General features: G+C 38.1%; 25 protein-coding genes. 13 read left to right on the top strand and 12 right to left on the bottom strand.

Annotated elements, in window-relative coordinates; translation table 11 throughout:
- Positions 1-22 precede the first annotated feature (22 nt).
- Positions 23-3,337: a vitamin B12-dependent ribonucleotide reductase gene (locus tag I5M19_RS01925; protein WP_200063494.1), complete on the bottom strand. Its 3,315-nt coding sequence runs from the start codon at positions 3,335-3,337 to the stop codon at positions 23-25.
- A gap of 281 nt (positions 3,338-3,618) precedes the next feature.
- On the opposite strand from I5M19_RS01925, the gene I5M19_RS01920 reads away from it, so the two are divergent.
- Positions 3,619-4,113 (top strand): thioredoxin family protein, encoded by a 495-nt coding sequence (locus tag I5M19_RS01920; protein ID WP_200063492.1) that lies wholly within the window; start codon positions 3,619-3,621, stop codon positions 4,111-4,113.
- Between the two features lie 83 nt (positions 4,114-4,196).
- Here the strand turns inward: I5M19_RS01920 and pyk are convergent, their stop codons facing one another.
- Both pyk and I5M19_RS01910 read right to left on the bottom strand, forming a co-directional pair.
- Positions 4,197-5,633: a pyruvate kinase gene (pyk, locus tag I5M19_RS01915; protein WP_200063490.1), complete on the bottom strand. Its 1,437-nt coding sequence runs from the start codon at positions 5,631-5,633 to the stop codon at positions 4,197-4,199.
- A 64-nt stretch (positions 5,634-5,697) separates the two neighbouring features.
- On the bottom strand, positions 5,698-6,123 hold the full coding sequence (locus tag I5M19_RS01910; protein WP_235985741.1) for an IPExxxVDY family protein: 426 nt from the start codon (positions 6,121-6,123) through the stop codon (positions 5,698-5,700).
- A gap of 146 nt (positions 6,124-6,269) precedes the next feature.
- On the opposite strand from I5M19_RS01910, the gene I5M19_RS01905 reads away from it, so the two are divergent.
- The 3 genes from I5M19_RS01905 to rnc are packed head-to-tail and all read left to right on the top strand — an operon-like array spanning position 6,270 to position 8,513.
- Complete coding sequence (locus tag I5M19_RS01905) at positions 6,270-6,506, top strand: acyl carrier protein (protein WP_031266521.1); 237 nt, start codon at positions 6,270-6,272, stop codon at positions 6,504-6,506.
- Between the two features lie 18 nt (positions 6,507-6,524).
- Entirely contained in the window at positions 6,525-7,778 is a 1,254-nt protein-coding gene (gene fabF / locus I5M19_RS01900) for a beta-ketoacyl-ACP synthase II (protein ID WP_200063486.1), read from the top strand.
- A 9-nt stretch (positions 7,779-7,787) separates the two neighbouring features.
- Positions 7,788-8,513, top strand: coding sequence for a ribonuclease III (gene rnc / locus I5M19_RS01895; RefSeq protein WP_200063484.1), 726 nt, complete (start codon positions 7,788-7,790; stop codon positions 8,511-8,513).
- Position 8,514: 1 nt separating this feature from the next.
- Here rnc and I5M19_RS01890 read toward each other — a convergent pair whose 3' ends face one another.
- Positions 8,515-9,234 carry a hypothetical protein gene (locus I5M19_RS01890; RefSeq protein WP_200063482.1) on the bottom strand — a complete coding sequence of 240 codons (720 nt, stop codon included), beginning with the start codon at positions 9,232-9,234 and terminating at the stop codon, positions 8,515-8,517.
- A 152-nt stretch (positions 9,235-9,386) separates the two neighbouring features.
- Here I5M19_RS01890 and I5M19_RS01885 point away from each other — a divergent pair, with 152 nt between their 5' ends.
- The 4 genes from I5M19_RS01885 to miaE all read left to right on the top strand — a co-directional run bounded on the left by I5M19_RS01885 (position 9,387) and on the right by miaE (position 12,245).
- On the top strand, positions 9,387-10,250 hold the full coding sequence (locus I5M19_RS01885) for a YicC/YloC family endoribonuclease (RefSeq protein WP_200066069.1): 864 nt from the start codon (positions 9,387-9,389) through the stop codon (positions 10,248-10,250).
- Positions 10,251-10,325: 75 nt separating this feature from the next.
- Positions 10,326-10,898: a guanylate kinase gene (gene gmk / locus I5M19_RS01880; RefSeq protein ID WP_200063480.1), complete on the top strand. Its 573-nt coding sequence runs from the start codon at positions 10,326-10,328 to the stop codon at positions 10,896-10,898.
- A gap of 109 nt (positions 10,899-11,007) precedes the next feature.
- Positions 11,008-11,580 (top strand): nicotinate (nicotinamide) nucleotide adenylyltransferase, encoded by a 573-nt coding sequence (gene nadD / locus I5M19_RS01875; RefSeq protein WP_200063478.1) that lies wholly within the window; start codon positions 11,008-11,010, stop codon positions 11,578-11,580.
- A 65-nt stretch (positions 11,581-11,645) separates the two neighbouring features.
- Entirely contained in the window at positions 11,646-12,245 is a 600-nt protein-coding gene (gene miaE / locus I5M19_RS01870; protein WP_317193206.1) for a tRNA-(ms[2]io[6]A)-hydroxylase, read from the top strand.
- Here miaE and I5M19_RS01865 read toward each other — a convergent pair whose 3' ends face one another.
- Together I5M19_RS01865 and I5M19_RS01860 are read right to left on the bottom strand one after the other, a co-directional pair.
- Positions 12,246-13,838 (bottom strand): FAD-dependent monooxygenase, encoded by a 1,593-nt coding sequence (locus I5M19_RS01865; protein ID WP_200063476.1) that lies wholly within the window; start codon positions 13,836-13,838, stop codon positions 12,246-12,248.
- 6 nt (positions 13,839-13,844) lie between these two features.
- On the bottom strand, positions 13,845-14,558 hold the full coding sequence (locus tag I5M19_RS01860) for an SAM-dependent methyltransferase (RefSeq protein WP_200063474.1): 714 nt from the start codon (positions 14,556-14,558) through the stop codon (positions 13,845-13,847).
- 54 nt (positions 14,559-14,612) lie between these two features.
- Between I5M19_RS01860 and I5M19_RS01855 the strand changes: the two genes are divergently transcribed.
- Positions 14,613-15,329, top strand: coding sequence for a hypothetical protein (locus I5M19_RS01855; RefSeq protein WP_200063473.1), 717 nt, complete (start codon positions 14,613-14,615; stop codon positions 15,327-15,329).
- 4 nt (positions 15,330-15,333) lie between these two features.
- On the opposite strand, the gene I5M19_RS01850 is transcribed toward I5M19_RS01855, so the two are convergent.
- From I5M19_RS01850 to I5M19_RS01830, 5 genes are all read right to left on the bottom strand, one after another.
- Complete coding sequence (locus tag I5M19_RS01850) at positions 15,334-16,590, bottom strand: pyridoxal phosphate-dependent aminotransferase (protein ID WP_200063471.1); 1,257 nt, start codon at positions 16,588-16,590, stop codon at positions 15,334-15,336.
- 110 nt (positions 16,591-16,700) lie between these two features.
- The gene (locus I5M19_RS01845) at positions 16,701-17,435 is read right to left on the bottom strand and encodes an acyl-CoA desaturase (RefSeq protein WP_200063469.1); all 735 of its coding nucleotides are present in this window, start codon (positions 17,433-17,435) and stop codon (positions 16,701-16,703) included.
- Positions 17,436-17,579: 144 nt separating this feature from the next.
- Positions 17,580-18,038: a ferritin-like domain-containing protein gene (locus I5M19_RS01840; RefSeq protein WP_200063467.1), complete on the bottom strand. Its 459-nt coding sequence runs from the start codon at positions 18,036-18,038 to the stop codon at positions 17,580-17,582.
- Between the two features lie 45 nt (positions 18,039-18,083).
- The gene (locus I5M19_RS01835; RefSeq protein WP_235985740.1) at positions 18,084-19,085 is read right to left on the bottom strand and encodes an LLM class flavin-dependent oxidoreductase; all 1,002 of its coding nucleotides are present in this window, start codon (positions 19,083-19,085) and stop codon (positions 18,084-18,086) included.
- 145 nt (positions 19,086-19,230) lie between these two features.
- Positions 19,231-19,896, bottom strand: coding sequence for a hypothetical protein (locus I5M19_RS01830; protein ID WP_200063463.1), 666 nt, complete (start codon positions 19,894-19,896; stop codon positions 19,231-19,233).
- Positions 19,897-20,125: 229 nt separating this feature from the next.
- Here I5M19_RS01830 and I5M19_RS01825 point away from each other — a divergent pair, with 229 nt between their 5' ends.
- The 4 genes from I5M19_RS01825 to I5M19_RS01810 all read left to right on the top strand — a co-directional run bounded on the left by I5M19_RS01825 (position 20,126) and on the right by I5M19_RS01810 (position 24,929).
- Positions 20,126-21,457, top strand: coding sequence for an APC family permease (locus I5M19_RS01825; protein WP_200063461.1), 1,332 nt, complete (start codon positions 20,126-20,128; stop codon positions 21,455-21,457).
- 151 nt (positions 21,458-21,608) lie between these two features.
- A complete protein-coding gene (locus I5M19_RS01820) occupies positions 21,609-22,154 on the top strand; it encodes a YciE/YciF ferroxidase family protein (RefSeq protein ID WP_200063459.1) in 546 nt (181 codons plus the stop codon).
- Positions 22,155-22,253: 99 nt separating this feature from the next.
- Positions 22,254-23,506 (top strand): IS3 family transposase gene (locus I5M19_RS01815; protein ID WP_200063457.1). Its coding sequence is split into 2 segments (ribosomal slippage): positions 22,254-22,596 and positions 22,596-23,506, totalling 1,254 coding nucleotides; the frame shifts between segments, so codons are not numbered across the junction.
- A gap of 130 nt (positions 23,507-23,636) precedes the next feature.
- Complete coding sequence (locus I5M19_RS01810; RefSeq protein WP_200063455.1) at positions 23,637-24,929, top strand: HAD-IB family phosphatase; 1,293 nt, start codon at positions 23,637-23,639, stop codon at positions 24,927-24,929.
- On the opposite strand, the gene I5M19_RS01805 is transcribed toward I5M19_RS01810, so the two are convergent.
- Entirely contained in the window at positions 24,926-25,399 is a 474-nt protein-coding gene (locus tag I5M19_RS01805; RefSeq protein ID WP_200063453.1) for a universal stress protein, read from the bottom strand. The genes I5M19_RS01810 and I5M19_RS01805 overlap by 4 nt on opposite strands.
- Positions 25,400-25,449 lie beyond the last annotated feature (50 nt).

The following is a 25,449-nucleotide window of genomic DNA, read 5'->3' as shown; positions in this document are numbered from 1 at the left end:
TCCTCCGGCATTTCTGCTTTACTCAACTGCAACCCATTGAGTTTCCGCAGTTCAGGCATTTATAACATGTTCCCGAACGTACTGTAGTATGCCCGCAAACATTACAGCTCGGGGCATCGCTTTGCACACCCATGCTTACATCAAAAGATAAACTTTGCTTTTTGGAGCCATCGACATTTTCTGCAGGCTGATAAATATTTGTTTCATCTGTATTAATATCTTCATCCTGCATTTGCGGATTGCCGGTTATGCCCTTTTGTTCAGTAATAACATGTACCAGATCTGAACGATCAAGATATTCGTATCCTAACATCCGAAATATATAATCAATAATGGATGTAGAACTTTTGATATTAGCATGCCCAACCACCATACCGGCCGGTTCAAAACGGGTAAAGGTAAACTTCTCTACATACTCCTCTAAAGGAACGCCGTATTGTAAACCTACAGAAACCGCGATAGCAAAACAGTTCATTAATGAACGGAAGGTTGCGCCCTCTTTATGCATATCTACAAATATTTCCCCTAAGGTACCATCTTCATATTCACCTGTTCGCACAAAAACGGTTTGGCCGTCAATACTTGCTTTTTGTGTATAACCACGACGTTTATAAGGCAGGCTCTTTTTCTGTACCACACGCGATAGCTGTCGCATGAAATGAGTGTCTTTTGATTTTTCCATGATAGCCATAGCCGCTTCTAATACCTGATCAGATGTAAGATCACTTAGTTTAACATTTGCAGCTTGGCCCAATACTTCTTCAACACTATCTAATTTGTCATCTGCTTCTTCTTTAGCATCTGATTTTGTAGATAGTGGTTGTGATAACTTACACCCATCGCGGTAAAGCGCGTTCGCCTTTAAGCCCAATTTCCAGGACAATTCATAGCAATCTTTTATTTCATCAACTTTAGCTTCATTTGGCAGATTAATAGTTTTTGAAATTGCTCCGGAAAGAAAGGGCTGCGCCGCGGCCATCATTTTAATATGACCATGGGCATGGATATAACGCTCTCCCTTTGCGCCGCATTTATTGGCACAATCAAATATGGGATAATGCTCTGGTTTTAAGAATGGGGCACCCTCAATGGTCATGGTACCGCATATGTATTCATTAGCTTCGGTTATTTGCTTTTTAGTAAAGCCAAGCGTACGTAATACATTAAACTCAGGAGCGTTATATTGTTCAGCAGTTATGCCTAAACGTTTCAGACATTCTTCGCCCAAACTCCATATATTAAATGCAAAACTTATTTCAAATGCCGAAACCAATCCCCTATCAAGTTTTTCCAGTTCATTATCATTAAAACCTTTGGCTTTAAGCGAATCTATGTTTATATGTGGCGCGTCTTTTAATGTTGCTGCACCTTTTGCATAATTAACAATAGCTGTAACCTCGTGTTCTTCATACCCTAAATTTCTTAAAGCTTGCGGTACTGCCTGGTTAATGATCTTAAAGTATCCTCCTCCCGAGAGTTTTTTAAATTTAACTAAGGCAAAATCAGGCTCAATTCCTGTTGTATCACAGTCCATTACCAAACCAATGGTTCCGGTTGGTGCAATAACGGTTGTTTGTGCATTACGGTAACCATATTGCTCACCCATTTCAACCGCCTTATCCCAGGCGTTACAGGCTGCTGATAGTAAATAGTCAGGACATGATTTTTGATCTATTCCGGGAGGGTGTATCTCAAGTCTCTCATAATTTTCGGTAGAATTGTATGCCGCGTAACGATGATTTCGCATTACACGCATCATATGTTCTTTATTATCCTGATAACGACTAAAAGCACCTAACTCCCGTGCCATCTCGGCACTTGTGGCATAAGCCGTACCCGTCATGATAGCGGTAATTGCCCCACCAATTGCACGGGCCTTTTCGCTATTATACGGAATACCATTCACCATCAAAGCTGAGCCTAAATTAGCATATCCCAAACCAAGGGTACGGTAATCGTAAGATAATTGTGCTACTTCTTTTGATGGAAATTGCGCCATTAGTACTGAAATTTCTAAAACAATAGTCCATATGCGGCAGGCATGTTCAAAGCCTTTAACATCAAATACACGTGTTTTTGGATCAAAGAAATGAGCAAGGTTAATTGATGCCAGATTACAGGCAGTATTATCCAAAAACATATATTCCGAACACGGATTTGATGCATTTATCCTGCCACCTTCGGGGCAGGTATGCCATTCGTTAATGGTACTGTCAAACTGTACGCCAGGGTCAGCACACGCCCATGCTGCAAAAGCTATATCATCCCAAAGTTTTTGTGACGATATAGACTTTACCGTTTTACCATGCATGCGCCCCTTTAATTCCCAGGGAGTACCATTTTTTAAAGCATTAAAAAAGCTATTTGGTATGCGAACTGAATTATTTGAATTTTGCCCGGATACGGTTCTATAAGCTTCTCCTTCGTAATCTGATGAATAACCTGCGGCTATCAAAGCAGCAACTTTCTTTTCTTCTTCTACCTTCCAGTTTACAAAACCTTCAATTTCGGGATGGTCAAGATCAAGGCACACCATCTTTGCCGCACGGCGGGTAGTGCCGCCTGATTTTATTGCACCGGCAGCCCGATCACCAATTTTAAGAAAAGACATCAGGCCTGAAGAATACCCGCCACCTGAAAGCTTTTCATTCTCACCTCGTATTTTTGAAAAATTAGTTCCTACACCTGAACCGTATTTGAAAATGCGGGCCTCACGCACCCATAGATCCATAATTCCCCCTTCATTCACCAGATCGTCATCTACTGATAGTATAAAACAGGCGTGGGGTTGCGGACGCTCGTAAGCCGATGTGGATTTACTTAACACCTGCGTAACAGGATCAACATAATAATGCCCCTGTGGCTTTCCTGTAATGCCATAGGAGTTATGCAGCCCGGTATTAAACCATTGCGGTGAGTTAGGCGCCGCCAACTGGCCGGTAATAGTGTAAACTATCTCATCATAAAAAATATCGGCATCTTTTTTTGTGGCAAAATATCCGTAACGCATACCCCAGTCCTGCCAGCATTTACCCATACGGTGGGCTACTTCTTTTATGCTCTTTTCGGAGCCTGTAGAGCCATCAGCCTGCGGGACCCCAGCTTTACGGAAATATTTTTGAGCCAATATATCAGTAGCAACCTGCGACCATGAAGCAGGAACCTCTACATCGTTCATTTCAAAAACAGCATCACCCGATGGGTTACGTATAACGGACGATCGTTTTTCGTATTTAAATAAATCAAATACTAGTACACCCTCTTTACTAAAGTATCTTTCTACTTTTAATCCTTTTCCGTTAGATACGATTGCTTCCTTTGAAATTTTCTTGCTCATAAGTATATGTATTATAAGTTATTGCTTAAAAAAAACACCCAAGGGTGTTTTTAATCAAATCTATTACTCTGCGTTATTTAATACCACGCAGAGTTTTCCACATTTACCGTATGATCTGCTGTAGTTATCTATTTAGTTTTTTAATTACTTGTTTTACAGTAAAATACTCTGTTGAAAACTAAAAAAAATCAAATTCAATAATAAAAAATTTACTATATTTTTACGATTGAACACAGGTTTTAATATTTTCATATCCTATATTTAAACAAAAGACAAAACATATGAAAAACTTACTTTTAGCGGCGTCCTTATTAATATGTAGCTTGGCGGCAAATGCACAGGAAGCTCCTAAGTTATATCATCCGGAAGCTGACGCTAAAGCGGATATTGCAGCAGCTGTAAAAAAAGCCTCAGCAGAACATAAAAACGTTTTGCTTCAAATAGGCGGTAACTGGTGCATATGGTGCCTTCGTTTTAACGATCTGGTAACAAAAGATCCGGATCTGAGCAGCTACCTTGCGGCCAATTATGAAGTAGTGCACGTTAATTATAGTGCCGAAAATAAAAATGAAAAACTTTTAGCTGAACTGGGTTATCCGCAAAGATTTGGTTTCCCCGTATTTGTAGTGCTTGACGGAAAAGGCAAATTACTTCATACACAGAATTCTGCCTACCTTGAAGAAGGTAAAGGACATAGTAAAGGCAAGGTTTTAGAATTTTTTAAGAATTGGTCTCCCGAGGCGCTTGATCCTAAAACATACGCAGCCAGCAAATAATATTCAATAAACAGATGCAATAAAAAAGGTTATTGTTTTTTGCAATAACCTTTTTTTGTTAATTAATATGATGTAAGTATCCGTTATTCAATAACACTTACTCTTAACATATTGGTTTTACCCTGTTTAACAATAGGAACAGCCGCCGTATTAATTACTACATCTCCAACCTTTATTAAATTTTCGGTTTTAAGGGTTTCATTTACGTCGCTTATAGTTTTGTCTGTACTTTCTAAGTGATCGTAATAAAACGCACGAACTCCCCAAACCAGGCTAAGCGAGTTTAGCAATTGCCTGTTAGAAGTAAATATATAAATACCAGCCTTAGGACGATAGCTTGAAATTTCAAAAGCAGTGTACCCTGAAACCGTCATGGAAACTATGCCAACGGCATCAGTATGCTCGGCAAGATAAACAGCCGATCCGCATAAGTTATCGCTTAAATAATCAGGTGCTGATTTATCAGGATTTGTTGTTTTAGACAGGTTATACGGATAGCCGAGATCTTCAACATTCCGTACAATTTTAGCCATTGTTTCAATAACAATAACCGGAAACTCCCCTACTGATGTTTCGCCGCTCAACATTACAGCATCAGCGCCATCCAATACAGAATTGGCCACATCGTTAACTTCAGCCCTTGTTGGGCGTGGAGTAGTTATCATAGATTCCAACATCTGCGTAGCAACAATTACCGGTTTTGACGCATCCCGGCATTTACGTGCTATCATTTTTTGCAATAATGGAACTTCCTCTAACGGCATTTCTACACCAAGATCGCCACGTGCTATCATTACGCCATCTGTTGCCGCAATTATCTCGTCAATATTATCAATGGCTTCCGGTTTCTCCACTTTGGCAATAACTCTTGCCGTTTTTCCGCTTTCGTTAATAATATGTTTCAGATCAATAATATCCTGTCCGGTACGAACAAAAGATAATCCTATCCAATCAACATCGTATTTAAGGGCAAATTGAAGATTATCAAGATCCTCAGGAGTTAAGCTTGGTATAGAGACTTTAGTATTTGGAAGATTAACCCCTTTACGTGAGGTTAAAATACCACCATGTATTACTTCGCAAACAACGGTATCCAAACGGTTAGTTTCTATAACACGCATTTGAATTTTACCATCATCAAGTAAAATTATTTCGTTGGCTTGTACATCCTGTGGAAAAGTTTCATAAGTAATGTATATTTTATTGTCATCACCTATACACTCATGAGTGGTTATATTAATTTGGGTACCATTTACTAAATGAATACCACCATCCTTAACCAAACCTATGCGTATTTTAGGGCCTTGTAAATCTGCCAGAATACTAACATTAGTTTTATATTCCTCATTAATTTCCCGGATAATGTCAATAACTTTTTTGTGATCTTCAGGCTTACCGTGCGAAAAATTAAGCCGGCAAACATTTAAACCAGCCCTAATCATTGCCAATAACACATCCTTTTTGGCCGATGCAGGCCCCATAGTAGCAACAATCTTGGTACGATTATAATAAAAATTCATATTTTCAGGTTTAAAACAGGCTTTATAATATATAGTGTATCAATAACACTTTTAAAAATTTCCGCTAAAATAAAAGATTTTCGCGTGATTTTAATTTTTTAGGTTCAATCTTTATAGCAGTGACAACATCGGGTATCTTATTTATGCCCGAAATTACGTTACTCAGGTCGGTTTCATCAATATAATTTTTTATCAGCAAAAAATAATCTGCTTCTTTCATTTCGGGCACAAGGTAGCCCTCTGATCCTTTATTCGCAATAAAATAAAAATCTGTTTCTGTTGCCTCCCAACAAAACTGATAGAAAGAAAACAAAGAGCACTCTCCCTGCATGCTGATATCTACTTCCATATCATCAGCACGGACAAAATTAAAGTTTAAAAATTTATTAATAAGGTAACAAATCCGATAATCTTTAAGCGAAGTGGTGATAGCTACAAGTATAAAATCAAAATCAATCTCAAACTTTAAATTTTTCCTGTTCAAAATCATTACTTTTACGGCGGTAAAATTACAAATCGAAACCTTTGGCGTAAAATTTTGTTCGCTTAAATGTGTAAAAGTTTTTAGATTTGATATTTAACAGAATTTATTTTTCTTTGCACTGAAAATTTATTAATCATTAAACTATTAAGACTATGTCTGATATCGCTTCAAGAGTAAAAGCTATTATCGTAGAAAAACTGGGTGTTGACGAAAGTGAAGTAACGCCTGAAGCTAGCTTCACCAACGATCTTGGTGCCGACTCTTTAGACACCGTAGAGTTAATCATGGAGTTTGAAAAGGAATTTAACGTTGCAATACCTGATGACCAGGCAGAAACCATTGGTACTGTAGGACAGGCAGTTGCTTATCTTGAGAAAAACGTTAAATAAACTCCCTAAATCTATTAAATGGAGTTTAAAAGAGTTGTAGTAACCGGGCTTGGAGCGCTTACTCCGATTGGTAACACCGTTGCAGAATACTGGGATGGCTTAATCAATGGGGTAAGCGGCGCTGCCTTAATTAAAAGTTTTGACGTAACAAACTTCAAAACTAAATTTGCTTGCGAAGTAAAGAATTTTGACGCGGACGGGTTTTTGGGAAGAAAAGATGCCCGTAAACTCGATCCGTTTGTACAATATGCCTTATTCTCTACAGAAGAAGCCGTAAAAGATGCAGGTCTTAATTTCGAAAATCTGGATACCAGCCGCATTGGTGTTATCTGGGGGTCGGGCATTGGAGGATTAAAAACATTTTTAGATGAGGTAGTATCATTTGCCAAAGGCGACGGTACTCCCCGGTTTAACCCGTTCTTTATTCCGAAAATGATAGCCGATATAGCTCCCGGACATATATCCATAAAATATGGTCTTCGCGGACCTAATTTTTCCACCGTATCTGCGTGTGCATCTTCAAATAATGCCCTTATTGACGCATTTAACTATATCCGCCTGGGTAAAGCTAACATGTTTATAAGTGGCGGTTCTGAAGCTATTATTAACGAGGCAGGTATTGGCGGTTTTAATGCCATGCATGCCTTATCAACCCGTAACGACGATCCGGCAACGGCATCACGTCCGTTTGATCTGGATAGAGATGGTTTTGTTGCAGGAGAAGGTGCAGGTACAATTATCTTAGAAGAGCTTGAGCATGCTTTGGCCAGAGGTGCAAAAATTTATGCCGAAATGGTAGGTGGAGGCATGAGTGCCGATGCTTATCATATGACAGCTCCTCATCCGGAGGGGTTAGGTGCTGCATTGGTAATGAAAGCTGCCCTTGAAGATGCCGGATTAAAACCGTCAGATATTGATTATGTGAACGTACACGGTACATCAACCCCTATTGGTGACCCTCAGGAAGTAAAGGCCATACAGGACGCTTTTGGTGAAGAAATTTACCGTATTAATATTAGCTCAACAAAATCAATGACAGGCCATTTATTGGGTGCTGCAGGTGCTGTTGAGGCTATTGCTGCTATCCTGGCATTAAAAAATGATATTGTACCACCTACAATAAATCATTTTACTGATGATCCGGCTTTTGACCCTAAAATCAACTTTACATTTAATAAAGCACAAAAGCGTGTGGTAAATGTAGCTCAAAGCAACGGCTTTGGATTTGGCGGGCATAATGCTTCTGTTATATTTAAAAAGTACCAGGATTAAACTCATTGGATGCCAATTAGTCGCTTTTACAAGCTTTACATTTCCCCAAACAGAAAATATGTTAAGGTTTTAAAGAATTTGCTCGGCTTTGTGCCGGGCAATTTATCTTTATACAGATTGGCCTTTCGGCATAAATCAGTTGCTCAAAACATAAAAAAGGGTGTAAAAAACAGTAATGAACGATTAGAGTTTTTGGGCGATGCTGTGTTAGGCAGTGTTGTAGCTGAAGTTTTATTTAAGCTCTACCCTTATGAAGACGAAGGTTTTTTAACCGAACTTCGCTCAAAAATTGTAAGCCGTGTAAATCTGAACCAATTAGGCCGCAAACTTGGTTTTGATAAATTAATTGAGTTTGATAGTAAGATAATGTCTTCCGGCAGGCAGGGCTCACTCTTAGGAGATGCTTTTGAAGCCCTTATTGGCGCTGTTTATCTGGATAAGGGGTATGATTTTACAAAAAATTTCCTGGTGAATCATATCATTAAATCGCATATTGATATCCATACCCTTGAGCAAACAGAAACAAACTTCAAGAGCAAACTGATAGAATGGTGCCAGCGTCACGGAAAAGACATTAGCTTTGATGTGGCAGACAACGAAGAAGGTGAAAGTGCCAAACTTTTCACCATACAAGCAATTGTTGATAGCGAAATAATGGGAACCGGAAAAGAATTCAGTAAAAAAAATGCGGAAAAGCTCGCTGCCGAAAAAGCATGTGCAGCTCTTGGAATATAGTTTAAAATAAACTGTCAGCCTTTATTCTATCCTTATTCTTCTGATAATAATCAAAATTGCTTTTTATATGCTTAATGAGGTCATAATCTGCCCAGGTTTTTAAATCCTCGTAGGATGGCCTGTAATATTCCATAAATTTTTGCGCGGTACTATCAGGCGCGGCTGTTACCCTCATTACCAGCTCCTTGGTATAACGCCTGTCTACTTCTGTGGCTTCTAATTCTCTCTTTGCAAAGGCTACAAATCTTCGCGCTCTACCCGGTGTTTTACCAAACAGTTCATACACTCCTGTTAAAGGGTTGGTTAAAAACGACAAAACAGGAGGTTTACCGTTATAAAAAGTACCTTGTTTGCGATAATCACCTAATATATTCTTTAACTCCTGCTTTTTTGTTTGGCCTTTTATAACAACCTCACTAAGTTTAATTTCCGGTTGCAGGTACACTATCATGTTATAACCGCCTACTATTTGCCTGTCCGATGTATAATCTGTTTTACTAAAAAGTAAAGTATCACCGGCTCCCCCCTTTATAGCAAAAATACCGTGTTCATCACTTATAGTAACTATATGAGTTTTTAAATTGGTAACTATAACCTGGGCCAACCTGTCATTTGAGATTTTCCTATATACCACACCATTCACCAGGCCTTGCGACTGTGCGTTTACATTACTTGTAAGTAATAAACATGCGGATATTATATAGATGATAAAATACTTCAAGATGCCGTTTTTGTATGCAAACTTATAGAATGATTATCTTATAAAATGTAAAAAAGTGTTAAACCTTCCACCGGTTCATTAAAATAGCTAGCGTTTATACTAATCATTAAGTGCTATAATTAAAAATATTATCTTTGCACATGATAAAATCCATGACAGGATACGGAATTGCCAGCTTTGATTCCGGCAGAGTAAAATATACCGTCGAATTAAAATCTCTGAACAGTAAATTTCTCGAGTTATCACTGCGTTTACCTAAAATTTTTTCCGAGAAAGAATTTCAGCTTCGTAACGAATGCAGTAAACAGATAGAACGCGGTAAAGTAAACTTATCAATTAATATTGAACAGCAAGGTTCTGCTATAAAAGCTGCAGGTATAGACCGCGACCTATTAAAGCATTATTACGAGCAATTAAAATCAGTAAGCGCAGAGCTAAATGAACCTTCCAACAATCTTTTACAGTTAGCCTTAAGCTTACCTGAAGTGGTTAAATATGAGGAAGAGGTTGCAACAGATGAAGAATGGCAAATAGTTGAAAAAACATTCCAACAGGCCATGGCAGCTTTTCAGGGATTTAGAAGCGATGAGGGTAATGTTTTAGAACAAGATATTAAATACCGTATTGGTATCATCCTGAAAAATCTTGAGCTGGTTGAAATAGAAGAGCCTAAACGCATACCTGTCATCAGGGAACGTTTAAATCAATTTTTGACAGATGCCGCAGGTAAAGAAAACATTGATAAGAACCGGTTTGAACAGGAATTGATCTATTATATTGATAAGTTAGATATAACAGAAGAAAAAATAAGACTAAAAAGTCATTGTGATTACTTTATTGAAACTCTGAAAAATGCTGATGCTAATGGCAAAAAACTTGGCTTTATATCGCAGGAAATAGGACGTGAAATAAACACACTGGGTTCAAAAGCTAATGATGCCAATATGCAAAAACTGGTAGTGGGGATGAAGGAAGAGCTCGAAAAAATTAAAGAACAATTACTTAATGTTTTATAACTCTTGATCTGGCTGGTATTATAAATTTTTAATGCATACGCCCGATTGAATAATACTTAATCGTTTAATTACTCCATGACCAAAGAAGGAAAGCTTATTATATTTTCTGCCCCGTCGGGTGCCGGTAAAACCACTATAGTGCATCATCTGCTTCAAAAAATGCCTAAGCTTGAGTTTTCCATATCTGCCACAACAAGAAAGCCCCGGGGCGATGAAAAAGATGGAGAAGATTACTATTTTATCAGCAAAGAGGAGTTTTTACACCGGATAGCTAAAAAGCAGTTTGTAGAATTTGAAGAAGTATATTCAGGAACATTTTACGGCACCTTACGTACCGAAATAGAAAGAATTTGGCAGAAGGGAAAAACGGTAATTTTTGATATTGATGTGGAAGGTGGTATGCACCTTAAGCGTAAGTATGACGGGCAGGCACTGGCTGTATTTGTACAACCTCCATCGCTTGAAGTTTTAATTGAAAGATTGACGGGCCGGGGCACAGATAGTACGGAAAAGCTACAGGAACGCTTTGCAAAAGCAGAAAAGGAATTAAAGTATGCCCCTCAATTTGATATAATCCTTAAAAATTACGATCTTGAAACGGCTTGTGTACAGGCAGAAAAATTAGTTGATGACTTTATTGCAGATTAGTGCAATAAAGTAACGCTAACTGATTGTTCATAGTTATTTACGGATATATGTTTTTTGGAAATAAATATTACCAATTCATAAGAGTATTAAATTTTAACCATGAACATTAATGAAGATAGGCTTATTATTTGGTTCATTTAACCCGATACATATCGGTCATTTAATAATCGCAAATTATATGGCAAACCACACTGCACTCGATAAAGTGTGGCTGGTGGTTTCGCCTCAAAATCCTCTTAAAAAATACGGCGACCTGATCAATACCTATGACAGGTTGGAGATGGCTAAATTAGCTACTGATAATGCCACAAATATTGCAGTTAGTGATGTAGAACTTAAATTACCGCAACCCTCATATACTATTGATACCTTAACATTTTTGAAAGAAAAATATCCGGAACATGAGTTTGCCTTGATCATGGGGTCTGACAATTTGGTTACGCTTCATAAATGGAAAAATTACCGGCTAATATTACGTGACTATCAAATATTCGTTTATCCAAGGCCGGGGTATGAAAATGCCGAATTTGCATCGCATCCATCAGTAACAATTACCATGACGCCGTTAATGGAACTTTCGGCAACTTTCATTCGCAAATCATTAGCAGAAAAAAAGAACGTACAATTTTTTGTACCCGATTCTGTTTTAAACTTTATAGAAAGTAAAAGCCTTTATAGATAATTCATCCTTTTAAATATCCTTAAAAACGTTATTTCAATAAATGGCTTTTGCCGTATCTTTACGTCGTGAGCGAGAAAACCATCCTGAAATTACAGTTACCTACTGATCCACTGTGGGTTAAAAATGTGGTAGAAAGCAATATTGAAGAGCTTTTAACCGACCATGCCTTTTGCGAACAAAAGGCAGCTAGTAATGCTATAACGCTAATTGTACAAAATCCTAACTTATCCGATCTGGTACAGGAGATGATTGCTTTGGTACAGGAGGAAATGGATCATTTTAAACGCGTACATGAAATAATTTTGAAACGTGGGTATGTATTAGGGCGGGAACGGAAAGATAATTATGTAAACGAGTTACGGAAATTTATTATAGTTGGCGGCGGCAGGGAAATGCAGTTAATAGACAGATTATTGTTTTCAGCGATGATAGAAGCGCGCAGCTGTGAACGGTTTAAAGTATTGTCAGAAAATATAAATGATAACTCCCTGGCTGATTTTTATCATGAACTTATGATAAGTGAAGCAACCCATTACGCCATGTTTATACGCCTGGCTAAAAAATATGCGGTTGAGGTAGATGTTGATAAACGCTGGAATGAATTTTTAAAATTTGAGGCACAGGTAATTCAGAATTACGGAAAAGGAGAGACTATTCATGGATAATTACACGAATTTTGCTATTTGATGCAGGTAATTGTTCATTAACTCAATATCAATTATATCATTTATATAACCGATATGCATATCGGGCCTCACTATTATAGCCCTCCTTTCACCCGCACGTACCTCAAAAGTATCAAAAACGATCGCATTCTTTTCGGATCGGGGCATATGGAAAAAATTAAAGTCCGTAGGGTAATTTTGGGTTATCCATTTAGCCAGGGTGAACAAATATCCTTCTTTTACATCACCAAGAGTGATAAGCGTAAACCCCGGCTTACTACACCAAGTGTGTATATCAGTATATTGTTGCTTTTTTTCATCATATACGGGCAGATAAGGCATCCTGTCACCCGCTTTTATTACTGTACCGGCACTTAAATGTAAATTGATATTACTTTCCCTGTAATTTATCCCGATCTGCGACACCCGTTTAAAAAATCTCTTCCTGAATTGTTTCTTTCCCCATAAAAATTTAAGGGCTATAGGTAACACGAATTGTTTCAATGTATTACTTAACCAGCTTTGTGAAATTACAATGTTAAAAACCTTATCTGTACTATTTAACAGGTCTTTAGCCACAGGTATGCGTTCTGCTCCATAACTGTTTAAAACAACCGGCATCAGCTGACCATTTATAACTCCAGCAAGTTTCCATGCCAGGTTATAAGCATCCTGTAATCCGGTGTTCATCCCTTGCCCGCCCACAGGTGAATGAATGTGTGCTGCGTCGCCAATTAAAAAACAACGTTGATCGTTAAACTTTTCAGCCATACGGTGATGCAGTTTATAAACCGTAAACCAGTTAACATTGGTAATAGCCAAATCCGACCCGACAATAGATCTTAAGTGTGGCATCACATCACTTAATTGCACTTCTTCTTCGCTAATATCCGGAGGCAGGTTGCCTACAATGCGATAACTGCTATTTTCCGGCATTAAAAAAAATCCGGCAAATCCCCGTTTTGCCATAAACAAATGGACAAGGTTATCATCAAAACCTTTGTCCAATTTAATATCTGCCAGATAAAATTTGTGCTGGTAGGTATCGCCAACAAAGGCAATCCCCAACTGCTTTCGAACAACACTATGCGCGCCATCGGCACCAATAATCCACTCACAGTTTACCTGGTAATTGTTACCATTATTTTGCAATTGTGCCTGGGCACCATTCTTTAATTGCTTTATTTCCGTTAGCGTGGTGTTCCAATAAACTGTACAGCACTTTAGCGTTAAAAAATCAAGCAGTAAACGCTCATTTTTATTCTGGGGGTACATTAAAATATAAGGATATTTCGTTCCCCCCTCTCCTGCTTTGCCTAACAGCAAATCGGCGGTGTGCTTACCTTGTAGATTCACTTCGGCGCCTTCTGCAGGTTTGCCATCGGTTAATGCACCTTCAACTATACCCATCTGTCTGTATATCTCTAAAGACCGGGCCTGCACAGCCAATGCTTTTGAGTGATTAGTAGGGCCCTGTTTACCATCAATTATTAAAGGTTGTATACCATAGCGCAGTAATTGGGCCGCCATCATTAACCCCGAAGGCCCGGCTCCTACTATTAAAACTTTTGTTTCTGATGGCAACGCTAACATGATTCCTTAAGCATGAAAAAGTAAAAAGATAGCAGGCCGCTTCCGCAGATCGGGCACTTGCTTTTTCCATTCAGCAATGTTCATCGTTTTTATAAACTCCGTTTTTGCGGTTATTTCGCAGGCAATACACAATTTTGTTTGGGCTTTGCAGGTTTTTAAAATATCATCTAACAAACTGTCGTTCCTGAAAGGTGTCTCTATAAACAACTGAGTTTGCTTATTTCTTTCTGCCAATGCTTCCAGGTCCTTTATCTTTTTTACCCGGTCTGCCTTATCAATAGGTATATAACCATGAAAAGTAAAACTTTGACCATTAAAGCCCGATGCCATTAAAGCAAGTAATATCGAACTTGGCCCTACAAGCGGCACCACTTTAATGCCTTTGCGGTGAGCCTCGGCTACAATATCAGCCCCCGGATCGGCTATGCCCGGGCATCCGGCTTCGCTCATTAAACCCACATCATTACCTGCAAGTAATCCCTTAAAAAAATCATTTTTATCTGCATTATCGCGCTTATGCTTGCCGTAATCATGTATGATAAGTTCGCTTTGGGGCATCTTAAGTCCTGCCTCTTTTAAAAAGCGGCGAGCAGTTTTTTCATTTTCTACAATATATTCTTTGATACTATTTATCGTATCTATCAAAAAAGGTGTATAAGATTTTAAAGCCGACTCATCCGCTAGAGGCACCGGTATTAAAAAAAGTGTTCCATAAAGCATATTGCAATTTGGCTTTTTTTATTTAATTTAAGCTATTGTAATAACGTTTAAAATATGAAATCGTTAGGCATTAACTGGTTTATTGAAGGTTCCATAGATTTCGAACACAAGAAGTATATTTTGCTTGATTACCTACAGGAAATAAATAAACATTTTGACAGCAACAAGCTATATCCTAACCTTGCCGATTTAATATTTCATTACAACAATTTAATAGATTTTAAAAATAATAAAGCCGTTCTGCAACAGGCTTTTCCTCAACGACTTACCAAAACTGATATTGAGGCACTAAAGCTTACTTATGAAAAAATTATTCAGGATGATGTTTCTATGCAGGAAATAGAAAATATTATTGCATACGCCATAAGTAAAATGAACAACTCAATACATGTTGGTAAAGAAATTTACGATTTTGTGGAAAGCAGATTAAATATTGATCCGGTCGGCGTGGTTCCTTTAATGCCGTATCAAGGTTACTTTTCTTTAAAAAACGGAAAAGAAAAAACGAACTGGATATATGAGTATCAGGTAAGTATTTTTCAAAATAAAGACGATGATTTTCGCGGAATAAATATACAATTTATTGATACTTATGAACAAAGCATTACAATAACGCCGGAGTCAATAAAACTTGATCTGATACGCCGCAGAAAACATTTACCAAATCCGGCGGTATATTATGTGCAAAGCGATATTAACTTTCCGCTGGAACAGACTTTATTGCCGGTGGCAAAAAGGAGTTTAGCAAAGTATATATTAACCGCCGCGTAATACGTTATTTTAGTTTAGCCAGTGCCTCACGAATACGCGGTATCATTTGTTCAATTTCTGCATGAGTACATGCCCCAACAGAGGCCCGGAACCAGTTAACATCCTCACCCGTACCAAAAGCAGAAAATGGCACAAAAGCTACTTTAGCTTCTTTAATAAGATAAAAATTAACATCAGCAGAATTATTCAAAACATTTCCTTCTGCTGTAGTTTTCCCTGTACAATCTAATTTGATGGTAAGGTATATAGCGCCCATTGGTTCAATAGCATCAACCGGGAAACCTTCAGCCTTCAGTTGTTGAAATCCTTTATAAAGTGTATTTAAACTTGCTTGTATTGCAGATTTTATATGAGTCAGATAATTATCTACATAACTGTCATTGGTTAAAAAATCTGCCATAGCCACCTGTTCAGCTTTTGGAGCCCAAGCCCCCATGTGACCAACAATGGCTTTCATGTTATTTATAACTTCAGCAGGGCCAAAGCCCCAGCCTACACGAACCCCCGTAGCTGCAAAACATTTTGATCCGCCGTCAATAAAAATGGTGTAATCTTTAAGTTCAGACCGGAGACTTACCGGGTTAAAATGCTGATGTTCACCAAAAGTGAGTTGTGAATATATCTGATCATATAATAAATACAGAGGCTTTTCATCTGCTCCCCTGCTTTTATTTTCCTCAATTACCAAATCGCAAATTTCTTCCAGATCTTTTTCACCGAACATGGTACCTGTAGGGTTTAAGGGAGAACATAACGCCAGTAATGTTGCCCCTTTTATATGAGGTTTCAGGTCATTTGCCGTTGGCATAAAATTATTTTCCGCATGTGTTTCCACTAAAACTGCTTCAGCACCCGTTAAGTCGCAATAATGATTATTATTCCACGATGGAGTAGGGAATACAACTCTATCTCCGGGGTCAACAAGTGCTAAATAAGTTGAATATATCAACGGTCTTGAACCACCTGATATCAATATCTGATTGGACGCATACTTAAGTTGGTATCTGCTCTTTAACAATTCAGATACGCTGTTGCGTAAACTAAGCATTCCATCTGCCGGGGGATAATTGGTTTGATTACTATTGTAAGCGGCAATTATTCCGTCTTTCAGTTCTGTTGGAATGGGGTAAATATTAGAATCAAAATCGCCGATAGTAAGATTGGCGATATTTTGACCTTGTTTTTTCAATTCATTTATTTCGCCTGCTATTTTTATAATTTCGGAGCCGCTTAAATTTTGGGCGAGTGTAGATACCTTCATGGATAAAAATTATTTACGAAGGGCAAATATAGGTTAAATGGTTAATGGCTGAAAGTAAAAAGGCGGGGTATAAAAAAATACACCCCGCCTTTTTTAATATTTGATATGTTTTATATATAAGCTTTTCGCAATCGTATTATTCTCGCCCAGTGCATTAATTTCATTACCGGATAAACAGGATCTATCTCAAACCATTTAGCACCAAAATTGGCATTATTAGGCCGTTTGTGATGATTGTTTTGAAACAGTTCTCCGAGCATTAAAAAGTCGAAAGGAGTTGTGTTTTTTGACTTATCATTATTATCAAAATTGGCATAACCGTATTTATGTCCACACCAGTTAACAATTGCACCATGAATCGGGCCCATCATAAAATGAATAGGTAATAAAAAGAACATCCACCAATGAGTTGCAAAAGCTACATAAAAAGCTACATACAAGCATCCGAAGATGAGCCTTGATACTATTGAAGACCCTACATAATCCAAAAATTTCCACTCCGGATAATTTCCTTTGAATCGCTCTTCAGGTTCTTTTAATCTTTTAATATGGTCACGATAACTAAGTACAGTATGCCACATCATTTGAAATACGTCCGTAAAAAAATGAGGTGAATGCGGATCTTTTTCAGTATCACTGTAAGCGTGATGCTCGCGATGCATAATGGCATATGCTCGTGGATTTAAAAAAGATGAACCCTGACAAAAATAAGTCATGATATAGAAAGTGCGCTCATAGAATTTGTTAGTAGTAAACATCTTATGAGAGGCATATCTATGAAGGAAGAAAGTTTGGAAAAACAGGGATAAAAACCAGTGGGCTAAAAAGAAAATCAGTATAATCACAAAATATTGTTTAATGTAGTAGTGTTATTTATAATCGTTACAAATATACGATTAAAACCTGATTTCAGATTTTTAATCCGCATGTTTAAGATAAAAAATGCCACCCTTTCTTTAAAGGTGGCATTATAAGAATTTTTATAATTACTATAGTTGACTATCCCGTAACATTTTTATTTTATCGTGTCCTTCGTTGATCATTTGCTGCTGTTTTACTACCAGCTGGCTATAATAAGGAGATAAACCGTTATCTGGTGATAAAGCATCACGATATGCCTTTTTTATAGCATCTTCCCCGCGTTCGCATTCTTCTAATATGCTTTTCCTATCTGCACCGGTAAATGTAGCTTTTACATCTAACCAAGCCCTGTGCAAAGTACCGCTTGCAGATACACCTGTTTCAGCGTCTCCCCCGCTCCGGTTAATTGCTATAGATAGTTCCTTTGCATTTTCACGACTGTCGTTTGCAAACTTTTCAAACACAGCTTTCAAGTCTGCGTCCCCTTCACCAAGATCTTTTGCCGCTTTATTAAAACCGGCTATACGATCATTATTTATTTCTATAAGGTCATTTAAAACTTCAATTGATTTTTCTATCGTTTCCATAGTATTGTTTTTTATAACAATAACTATACAACTACCCTGCCAGCTTTAATTTTTAATTAAAAAACTATCAGATAAAAATTTATACGATCTCAACCTGTCTTCAAAGTTCTCTGCAATTGTTACAGCAATTAGTTCATTTACATCATATTCATTAGCGAGCCGGGATAGTTTGTCCTTTATTATGTCCGGTGTGCCTGTAATTACTCTTTGCCTGTTGTATTTTATACGTTCTTGCTCAGTTATGGTGTAAGTGGCATCTTTCACGTCATCGTAACCGAGGGGCGATAATCCACCACCTTTTTCAAACTGAATAAAACGATGATCCATCACCGCCTGGTGCTGAAATATCTTTTCTTCATCATCACTGCAAAAAACAAACAAAGCAACATTAGCTTCAGGAGATGTTAAATCTTGCGACGGCTTAAAGCGTTCGCGATACATCTTTACACTTTGCGGGCCGCCTATTGGATTAATAAAATGCGCAAAAGAAAAACCCATTCCAAAATGCGCCGCAAATAATCCACTTTGGCCACTTGAACTTAACAACCACATTTCGGGCACCGTTTTTACCTGCGGAATAGCTTTTATTTTTGCCTGTATGGTACCGTGTTGTGCCGTATCATGGAAATAATGTTGCAGGTCGATCATCTGTTCGAGAAAATCTTGCTCACTAAACTGATTAGATGGGTTAAGTACTGAGGCTGTAAGCCTGTCAGTACCGGGGGCACGTCCCATACCAAGATCAATTCTTCCCGGAAATATTGCTTCCAGCATTCTGAAATTCTCGGCCACTTTTAACGTACTATGGTTTGGCATCATTACTCCGCCCGATCCTAAACGTATTTGTTTAGTTTGACCCGCAAGGTGTGCTATCAGCACTTCCGGGGTCGATCCGGCTAAACTGCTTGTATTATGATGTTCCGATACCCAAAACCTATGATAACCTAACTCATCTGTATATTTAGCTAACTCTACAGTTTCTTGCACAGCTTGTTCTGCCGTACATCCTTTCCTCACCGGTGACTGATCTAACACACTTAATTTCATAATTTTCAAATTTTGCATTATTACTCAAAAATAGGACATACGTTATTGCCATGAGGAGTGACCATGTTTTTATGGCATAAGCCTTACAAACGAAAACGGCCTGTAGCATTGCCACAGGCCGTTGAACTTAATATTAAAAATATTGCTATTTAATATTATAACTTATCAACTCTGATTTGGATAGCTGATTACCATTGTAACTTGAATAAACGGCTATAACACCAACGCTTTTAGCTACGTAAAAATCGAAAGTGAAAACCGTTACAAATTGACCGTCTAATTTCGATTGCAATTCAAGCTTTGAATGGATTACATTATTATACGTTTTACCAAGAATAACTTTGGTAATATCCTTTTCTACAATTGTACCTTTTGCCTGTGATTCAGGCGCATCTTCAAATTGTAAAGGAGCTATCCATGTTCCGCCTATGGCTGTTTCCTCATTTAGATAAGGCAGTTCTAATTCGCCGTCAACCAGATCATCTACACTATGATTGTAATATACATGGTTATCAAAGCCAAAGTAATTCTCCACTATATCTGATCCTGTAACAGATTTAATAAGATGAAATTTTCTGCCGGTAAAAACTTTGGTATCAGCGGTCATTGTGTTAATCGTAGTATCCACCTCGGCCTGCCCCGGAAAACCGGGTATACTGTTGGTTTCGTTTCTATAAGACCATGTTGAGCCATTGGTAAATGGTTGATACGATGCTGAGTTTCCGTCGGCCGGATTGTTAGAATTGTCTTTTTTGCAGGCACTAAATAAGGTAGCCGTAATTGCGATTAAGGTTAAGATGTTCTTTTTCATTTCATAAGTAAATGGGCATAGTGCCCTTGTTATTAAATATATTGTTTATCAATGTCTTAAGTATGGCGCCTATACTTTTTAAACATTTTATACCTTGACGTATATCTTATATTATACGTTACACGTGGTGAAAAATATTTTATTAACAGTATTCATTATCGTTTACATACCATATCTGATAAAAATTTAGGTTAGCTAATAATGAGATAAATAAATATTTTTATGCCGCATGCAACAAACAGTAATAACCAAAAAAATAAAGCCATTTCAACTTGTTGCACTTATTTTTTTCACCGTTTCAGGGGGGCCATATGGCTTAGAGCCTTTGCTGGCATATGCAGGCGAACACGCTGCTATTTTAATATTGTTAGTTACGCCTATCCTATGGGATATTCCCGCAATATTTACGGTAATAGAGCTGAACAGCATGATGCCGGTTACCGGAGGTTATTATAAATGGGTTAAATATGCATTAGGTAACCGTTTAGGATTTTACGAAGGTTGGTGGACGTGGATATACACGTTTGTAGATCTGGCCATATATCCGGTGTTATTTGTAACGTACGCATCCTTTTTCTTTCCGGGAATCATTGAGTTTCGCATACCGGTTTGCATAGTTATCATATGGCTTTCCGCAATATTGAATATTTTAGGTATTATGCCTGTAGGTAAAGTCTCCCTCTTTTTAGGTGCACTTGTATTATCCCCTTTAATTATACTTTTTATAATAGCTATTTATCACAATGGGGCCATTCACATTCCGCCTCAAAGTATTGATCAGGTTCCTTTTTCCTCGCTTGGTATGGCTTTATATACTGTAATGTGGAATTGTTTAGGATGGGATAACATAACAACTTATGCCAAAGAAGTGGAAAAACCTGTACGGTCGTACCTTACGTCAACATTTACAGCCTTTGCTTTAGTTATGCTTGTTTATTTTTTTGCGGTTGTGGTTGCAATGGGCTCCGGAATAAATTATGACGTATTTTCAGAAGAAGGATTCCCGGCATTAGGAATTTTAACCGGCGGAAGATGGTTGGGAGCTATAATAGCAGCCGGAGGTATGGCAAGTTCATTGGGAATTTATGCTGCTGTGTTGCTATCAGTTTCGCGCGTCCCCAAGGCAATGGCCGACGATGGTTTGTTACCCAAACGACTTAATATATTACATTCCCGATATCAAACACCTTACATTTCTATTATACTATGCTCAATAGTGGTATCTTTCATGATATTATGGCCATTTGCGGAATTACTGATAATTGATGTCACCGTTTATGGAGCTGGCCTCTCTTTGGAATATATATCGCTAATTAAACTCCGAATAACTGCACCTAAGCTTAAACGGCCATTTAAAATACCGCTTAATGTTGCTGGCTTATGTTTATTACTGTTATTACCGGTGAGTGTTTATTTCATAGCGCTTGCCGGTGCGTTTTCATCAACGCCAAAGGCCGTGCAGGCGGCTATTTTTGCCTTATGCACCTTATTAAGTGCAGAGGCTATGTGGCGGCTGATCACGTGGAAAAAGCCGCATTTAAAGGCAAATAAATCTATATGATAATTATAAACAAGGTTTATAAAGTAAATCCAAACTTAATATATACACATTAAACACAATATATATATTCGTTATAATTAAAAAATTATAAAAATAGGCAAAACATATAGCTAATGGTTGTGTTGATTGATTAAAATAAAACTTAACAATCATGGCAACTACAAAAACAAAAAAAACTGAAACTACAACTAACGTAGAAGAATCAGCATTGAATGAATTATTTATTGATGAATTAAAGGACATTTATTGGGCAGAAAAGCATCTCGCTAAAGCTTTACCAAAGATGGCTAAGGCCGCTACCTCTGATGAACTGCGGACAGCGATACAAAACCACCTGGAAGAAACTGAAAATCATATTACACGTTTAGAAGACGCGTTTTCTTCCATCAATGAAAAGGCTGTAGCCGTTAAATGCGAAGCTATGGCCGGCTTGTTAAAAGAAGGCGACGAAATTGTTGCCGAAACAGAAAAAGGAAGCCTTACCCGTGATGCCGGTATAATTTCTGCCGCTCAAAAAATTGAACACTACGAAATAGCGTCATACGGCACTTTAAAAACTTTAGCCTTAACCTTGGGTTATAATGATGCCGCCGACTTGCTTGACGCCACCTTGCAAGAAGAAAAAGATGCCGATAGTTTACTTACACAAATTGCTGAAGGTGGAATAAACGATACAGCAAAAACTGAAAAGGAATAATAGTAAATTAAATAAACTATAAAAGGCCGGCCATATAATGTCGGCCTTTTGTATTTGTGTGTCGCGTCCTGAAATAAGTTGACACCAAAGTTGACTTATATGAAAAAAAGCATGAACAAATCACCCAGGCGCAGTCAGCGCGATTACAGCCTTGCTTTTAAGTTGCAGGTTGTCCAGCAAGTAGAAAAAGGCGAACTTACATACAAAAAGGCTCAAAAGCATTATGGTATCCAAGGCAGGAGTACGGTATTGGTTTGGTTAAGGAAACATGGTACCTTAGACTGGACATTACCCAAACAGTATACCTTGGACAACGATCGCGAACTTACCCCGGAACAACGGATCAAGCAGTTGGAAGCAGCTTTAAAAGATGAACAGGACAGGAACCTGATCTATAAGACCATGTTCGATATCCTGCAGAAAGAGCATGGCATTGCTTTGCCAAAAAAGTCTTTACCCAAACAATCCAAAGGCTCAAAGCCAAAGGAATAGTAAGCCTGTCAAAGGCTTGCAGATTGTTTGGGATGAGCCGTCAGGGCTATTATCAGAAGCAACAGCGCATAGAAAAGCGTTTACAGGAACTTAGACAGGTAAAGGCAGATGTCATTAAAGAACGGATCCATTTACCAAGGCTCGGTACACGTAAGCTGTATTATCGGTTAAGCAAGCAGATCAGGAGTAAAGGGATAAAGATCGGCAGGGACGCCTTATTTGATTTCCTGCGTTCAGAGCATATGCTGATCAAACCAAAGCATTCTTATCATAAAACAACGAATTCTAAACACTGGCTACATAAATATCCCAACTTGCTTAAAGGGAGAAAAGCAGCAACAAGGCCTAACGAGGTGTGGGTAAGTGATATTACTTATATTGATACCAAGACCGAAACAGCGTATCTCAGCCTGGTCACAGATGCTTATTCGCGGAAAATAGTAGGGTATCATCTGCATCCCAGCTTACATACCGATGGCGTGGCGGCTGCCATGCAAATGGCCGTCAAACAAGAGCAGATCAGTGCGCCATTGATACATCACTCGGACAGAGGTTTACAATATTGTTCAGCACAATATCAACAGTTATTGGCTAAACACCATATAACTCCATCGATGACCGATGGTTACAATTGCTATCAGAACGCTTTAGCTGAACGCATCAACGGTATCATTAAAAATGAGTTCCTGGTCGTTAAAGCGGAAGATAGCCAACAGGCCGCAGCAATGATCGCCGACGCTATCGAACTCTATAACTGTCGAAGGCCGCATTTGGCTCTAAACTATCAAACACCACAATTGGTACATCAACAAAAAATCCTTGCAGGTATTAACCAACAAGGACTATCTTTAAATCATTAATTTCTGTCAACCTATTTTAGGACGACTCAGTGGCGGTTTTTAACACTACCATTCCTATTGTGAAAACTTATCCTTACACGCTTTCAATCAAATTTCGCACATTTGCAATTCCACATTGCAATAGCCTCGTATGGATCAGCACTTCATAATAGATTTCGATAGCACATTTACACAGGTAGAAGCTTTAGATGAGCTTGCACGTATTTCCTTAAAAAACCACCCCGACAGAGAGGAAATTTATAAACAAATAGAAGCACTTACGAATGCTTCTATGGAAGGTCGCCTGTCATTTACAGAAAGTTTACAGGCAAGGGTTAGGCTGCTTTGTGCCAACCGCGACCATTTAAAACAGCTTATTACACATTTAAAGAAAAAAGTATCCACCTCCTTTTCCCGTAATACCATTTTTTTCAAAAACCACCAGGATCAGGTGCTCATAGTTTCGGGCGGATTTAAGGAATTTATTATACCGGTTGTTACCGAATATTATATTAAAAAAGAAAATATTTACGCTAACACATTTGAATTTGACGAAGAAGGCAATATAATTGGCTATGATCGGTCAAACCCTTTATCTCAGGAAGGTGGCAAGGTGAAATTATTAAGAGAACTGGATCTGAAGGGAGAGATCTTTGGAATAGGTGATGGCTATTCAGATTTTCAATTAAAAGAATCCGGATTGATCGAAAAATTTTTCGCTTTTACTGAAAATATCGAACGCAAATCCGTAGCTGAAAAGGCTGACCATATAACCCCGAGTTTTGATGAGTTTTTATACATAAATAAACTGCCCCGGGCTATATCGTACCCAAAAAACCGTATAAAATGTTTGGTAGTTGGTAATGTTAATGAGGAGGCATTAGCAGCAATGCGAAAAGAAGGCTATAACATACGGCACCGGGAGTGCATTGAAGAAAAATACTTGGATGAAGCCGGTGTATTATTTTGCGATGATGCTAATCAGCCTACTCCGGAACAGTTAGAACATGCCGGCAAACTTAAGGTGATAGGTTGCTTTGGAAAAATAAATAATCGTAAAATAGCCGAAACCGCCTGTTCCAATGGCATTATTATTTTTGATGACCCGAAAAACAACCCCAGAAACGTAGATTTTATCCCCCGAAGGGTTATTGCTTTTATGAATGAAGGGAAAACTCATATGAGTTGTAACTTTCCTGATCTGCAACCTCCCAGAAGCAATAACTCTCACAGGTTAATTCATATCCACAAGAACGTACCGGGAATATTAGCTAAAATAAATGATCTGTTTGCACGCAATAACATGAATATTGTAGGCGAATTTTTAGTAACTAATGCTCAGATCGGCTATGTAATTACCGATGTAAATACCGGTTATGATGCCGAGGTGCTCAATAAACTAAAAGCAATTGAGCATACCATTAAATTCAGGCTACTGTATTAATTATCGGCAAGCAGGGGAACAACTAATACCGGAATATGTGAGTTACGTACTACGCTTTCGGCAACACTACCCATCAATAAACGATCAATTCCTGAGCGATTGTGTGTACCTATTATTATAAGATCAGCTCCAAATTCCTTACTGCAACTAATTATACTGTCAGCAGTTGAACCATATTCATTAAAATGAGTTACCTGTAAATTTCCGGCATATTTTTTTATAGTACGCTCAATTATATTTTCCGACATATCCTCCTGTATATTTAACATCTCCATATCATCTATGCCTGATGTTTGCATTGGCATCCCCGTTATCGTGTCTGTGCTATTTATCGGCGCTACGTTGGGTTCAATTATGTGAACTAAACCTACATGTGCACTAAAGGTACGTGCTATGTCAAAGCCATAGGCTGCAGCGTATTCAGAAAATTTACTTTCATCTACTCCGATAAGTATTTTGTTGATCTGCATTGTCTTAAGTCGTTGGTTTAGTAATAAACAATAGACTTTAAATATGTTTT

Origin of the sequence: Mucilaginibacter segetis (assembly GCF_016522075.1) — a bacterium.
Classification (GTDB): Bacteria; Bacteroidota; Bacteroidia; order Sphingobacteriales; family Sphingobacteriaceae; genus Mucilaginibacter; species Mucilaginibacter segetis.
Note: the sequence above shows the minus strand (reverse complement) of the source record. Positions and strands in the feature narration are given on the sequence as shown.

What these genes read in the sequence shown, in the direction of transcription:
- I5M19_RS01840 (WP_200063467.1), bottom strand. Translation starts at nt 18,038, where the DNA reads ATGGAAACGATAGAAAAATCAATTGAAGTTTTAAATGACCTTATAGAA.
- I5M19_RS01910 (WP_235985741.1), bottom strand. Translation starts at nt 6,123, where the DNA reads ATGATTTTGAACAGGAAAAATTTAAAGTTTGAGATTGATTTTGATTTT.
- I5M19_RS01820 (WP_200063459.1), top strand. Translation starts at nt 21,609, where the DNA reads ATGGCAACTACAAAAACAAAAAAAACTGAAACTACAACTAACGTAGAA.
- I5M19_RS01920 (WP_200063492.1), top strand. Translation starts at nt 3,619, where the DNA reads ATGAAAAACTTACTTTTAGCGGCGTCCTTATTAATATGTAGCTTGGCG.
- I5M19_RS01885 (WP_200066069.1), top strand. Translation starts at nt 9,387, where the DNA reads ATGACAGGATACGGAATTGCCAGCTTTGATTCCGGCAGAGTAAAATAT.
- pyk (WP_200063490.1), bottom strand. Translation starts at nt 5,633, where the DNA reads ATGAATTTTTATTATAATCGTACCAAGATTGTTGCTACTATGGGGCCT.
- I5M19_RS01805 (WP_200063453.1), bottom strand. Translation starts at nt 25,399, where the DNA reads ATGCAGATCAACAAAATACTTATCGGAGTAGATGAAAGTAAATTTTCT.
- I5M19_RS01835 (WP_235985740.1), bottom strand. Translation starts at nt 19,085, where the DNA reads ATGAAATTAAGTGTGTTAGATCAGTCACCGGTGAGGAAAGGATGTACG.
- I5M19_RS01850 (WP_200063471.1), bottom strand. Translation starts at nt 16,590, where the DNA reads ATGAAGGTATCTACACTCGCCCAAAATTTAAGCGGCTCCGAAATTATA.
- I5M19_RS01925 (WP_200063494.1), bottom strand. Translation starts at nt 3,337, where the DNA reads ATGAGCAAGAAAATTTCAAAGGAAGCAATCGTATCTAACGGAAAAGGA.
- I5M19_RS01865 (WP_200063476.1), bottom strand. Translation starts at nt 13,838, where the DNA reads ATGTTAGCGTTGCCATCAGAAACAAAAGTTTTAATAGTAGGAGCCGGG.
- I5M19_RS01905 (WP_031266521.1), top strand. Translation starts at nt 6,270, where the DNA reads ATGTCTGATATCGCTTCAAGAGTAAAAGCTATTATCGTAGAAAAACTG.
- rnc (WP_200063484.1), top strand. Translation starts at nt 7,788, where the DNA reads ATGCCAATTAGTCGCTTTTACAAGCTTTACATTTCCCCAAACAGAAAA.
- I5M19_RS01810 (WP_200063455.1), top strand. Translation starts at nt 23,637, where the DNA reads ATGGATCAGCACTTCATAATAGATTTCGATAGCACATTTACACAGGTA.
- I5M19_RS01830 (WP_200063463.1), bottom strand. Translation starts at nt 19,896, where the DNA reads ATGAAAAAGAACATCTTAACCTTAATCGCAATTACGGCTACCTTATTT.
- I5M19_RS01825 (WP_200063461.1), top strand. Translation starts at nt 20,126, where the DNA reads ATGCAACAAACAGTAATAACCAAAAAAATAAAGCCATTTCAACTTGTT.
- I5M19_RS01860 (WP_200063474.1), bottom strand. Translation starts at nt 14,558, where the DNA reads ATGCTTTATGGAACACTTTTTTTAATACCGGTGCCTCTAGCGGATGAG.
- fabF (WP_200063486.1), top strand. Translation starts at nt 6,525, where the DNA reads ATGGAGTTTAAAAGAGTTGTAGTAACCGGGCTTGGAGCGCTTACTCCG.
- nadD (WP_200063478.1), top strand. Translation starts at nt 11,008, where the DNA reads ATGAAGATAGGCTTATTATTTGGTTCATTTAACCCGATACATATCGGT.
- I5M19_RS01855 (WP_200063473.1), top strand. Translation starts at nt 14,613, where the DNA reads ATGAAATCGTTAGGCATTAACTGGTTTATTGAAGGTTCCATAGATTTC.
- gmk (WP_200063480.1), top strand. Translation starts at nt 10,326, where the DNA reads ATGACCAAAGAAGGAAAGCTTATTATATTTTCTGCCCCGTCGGGTGCC.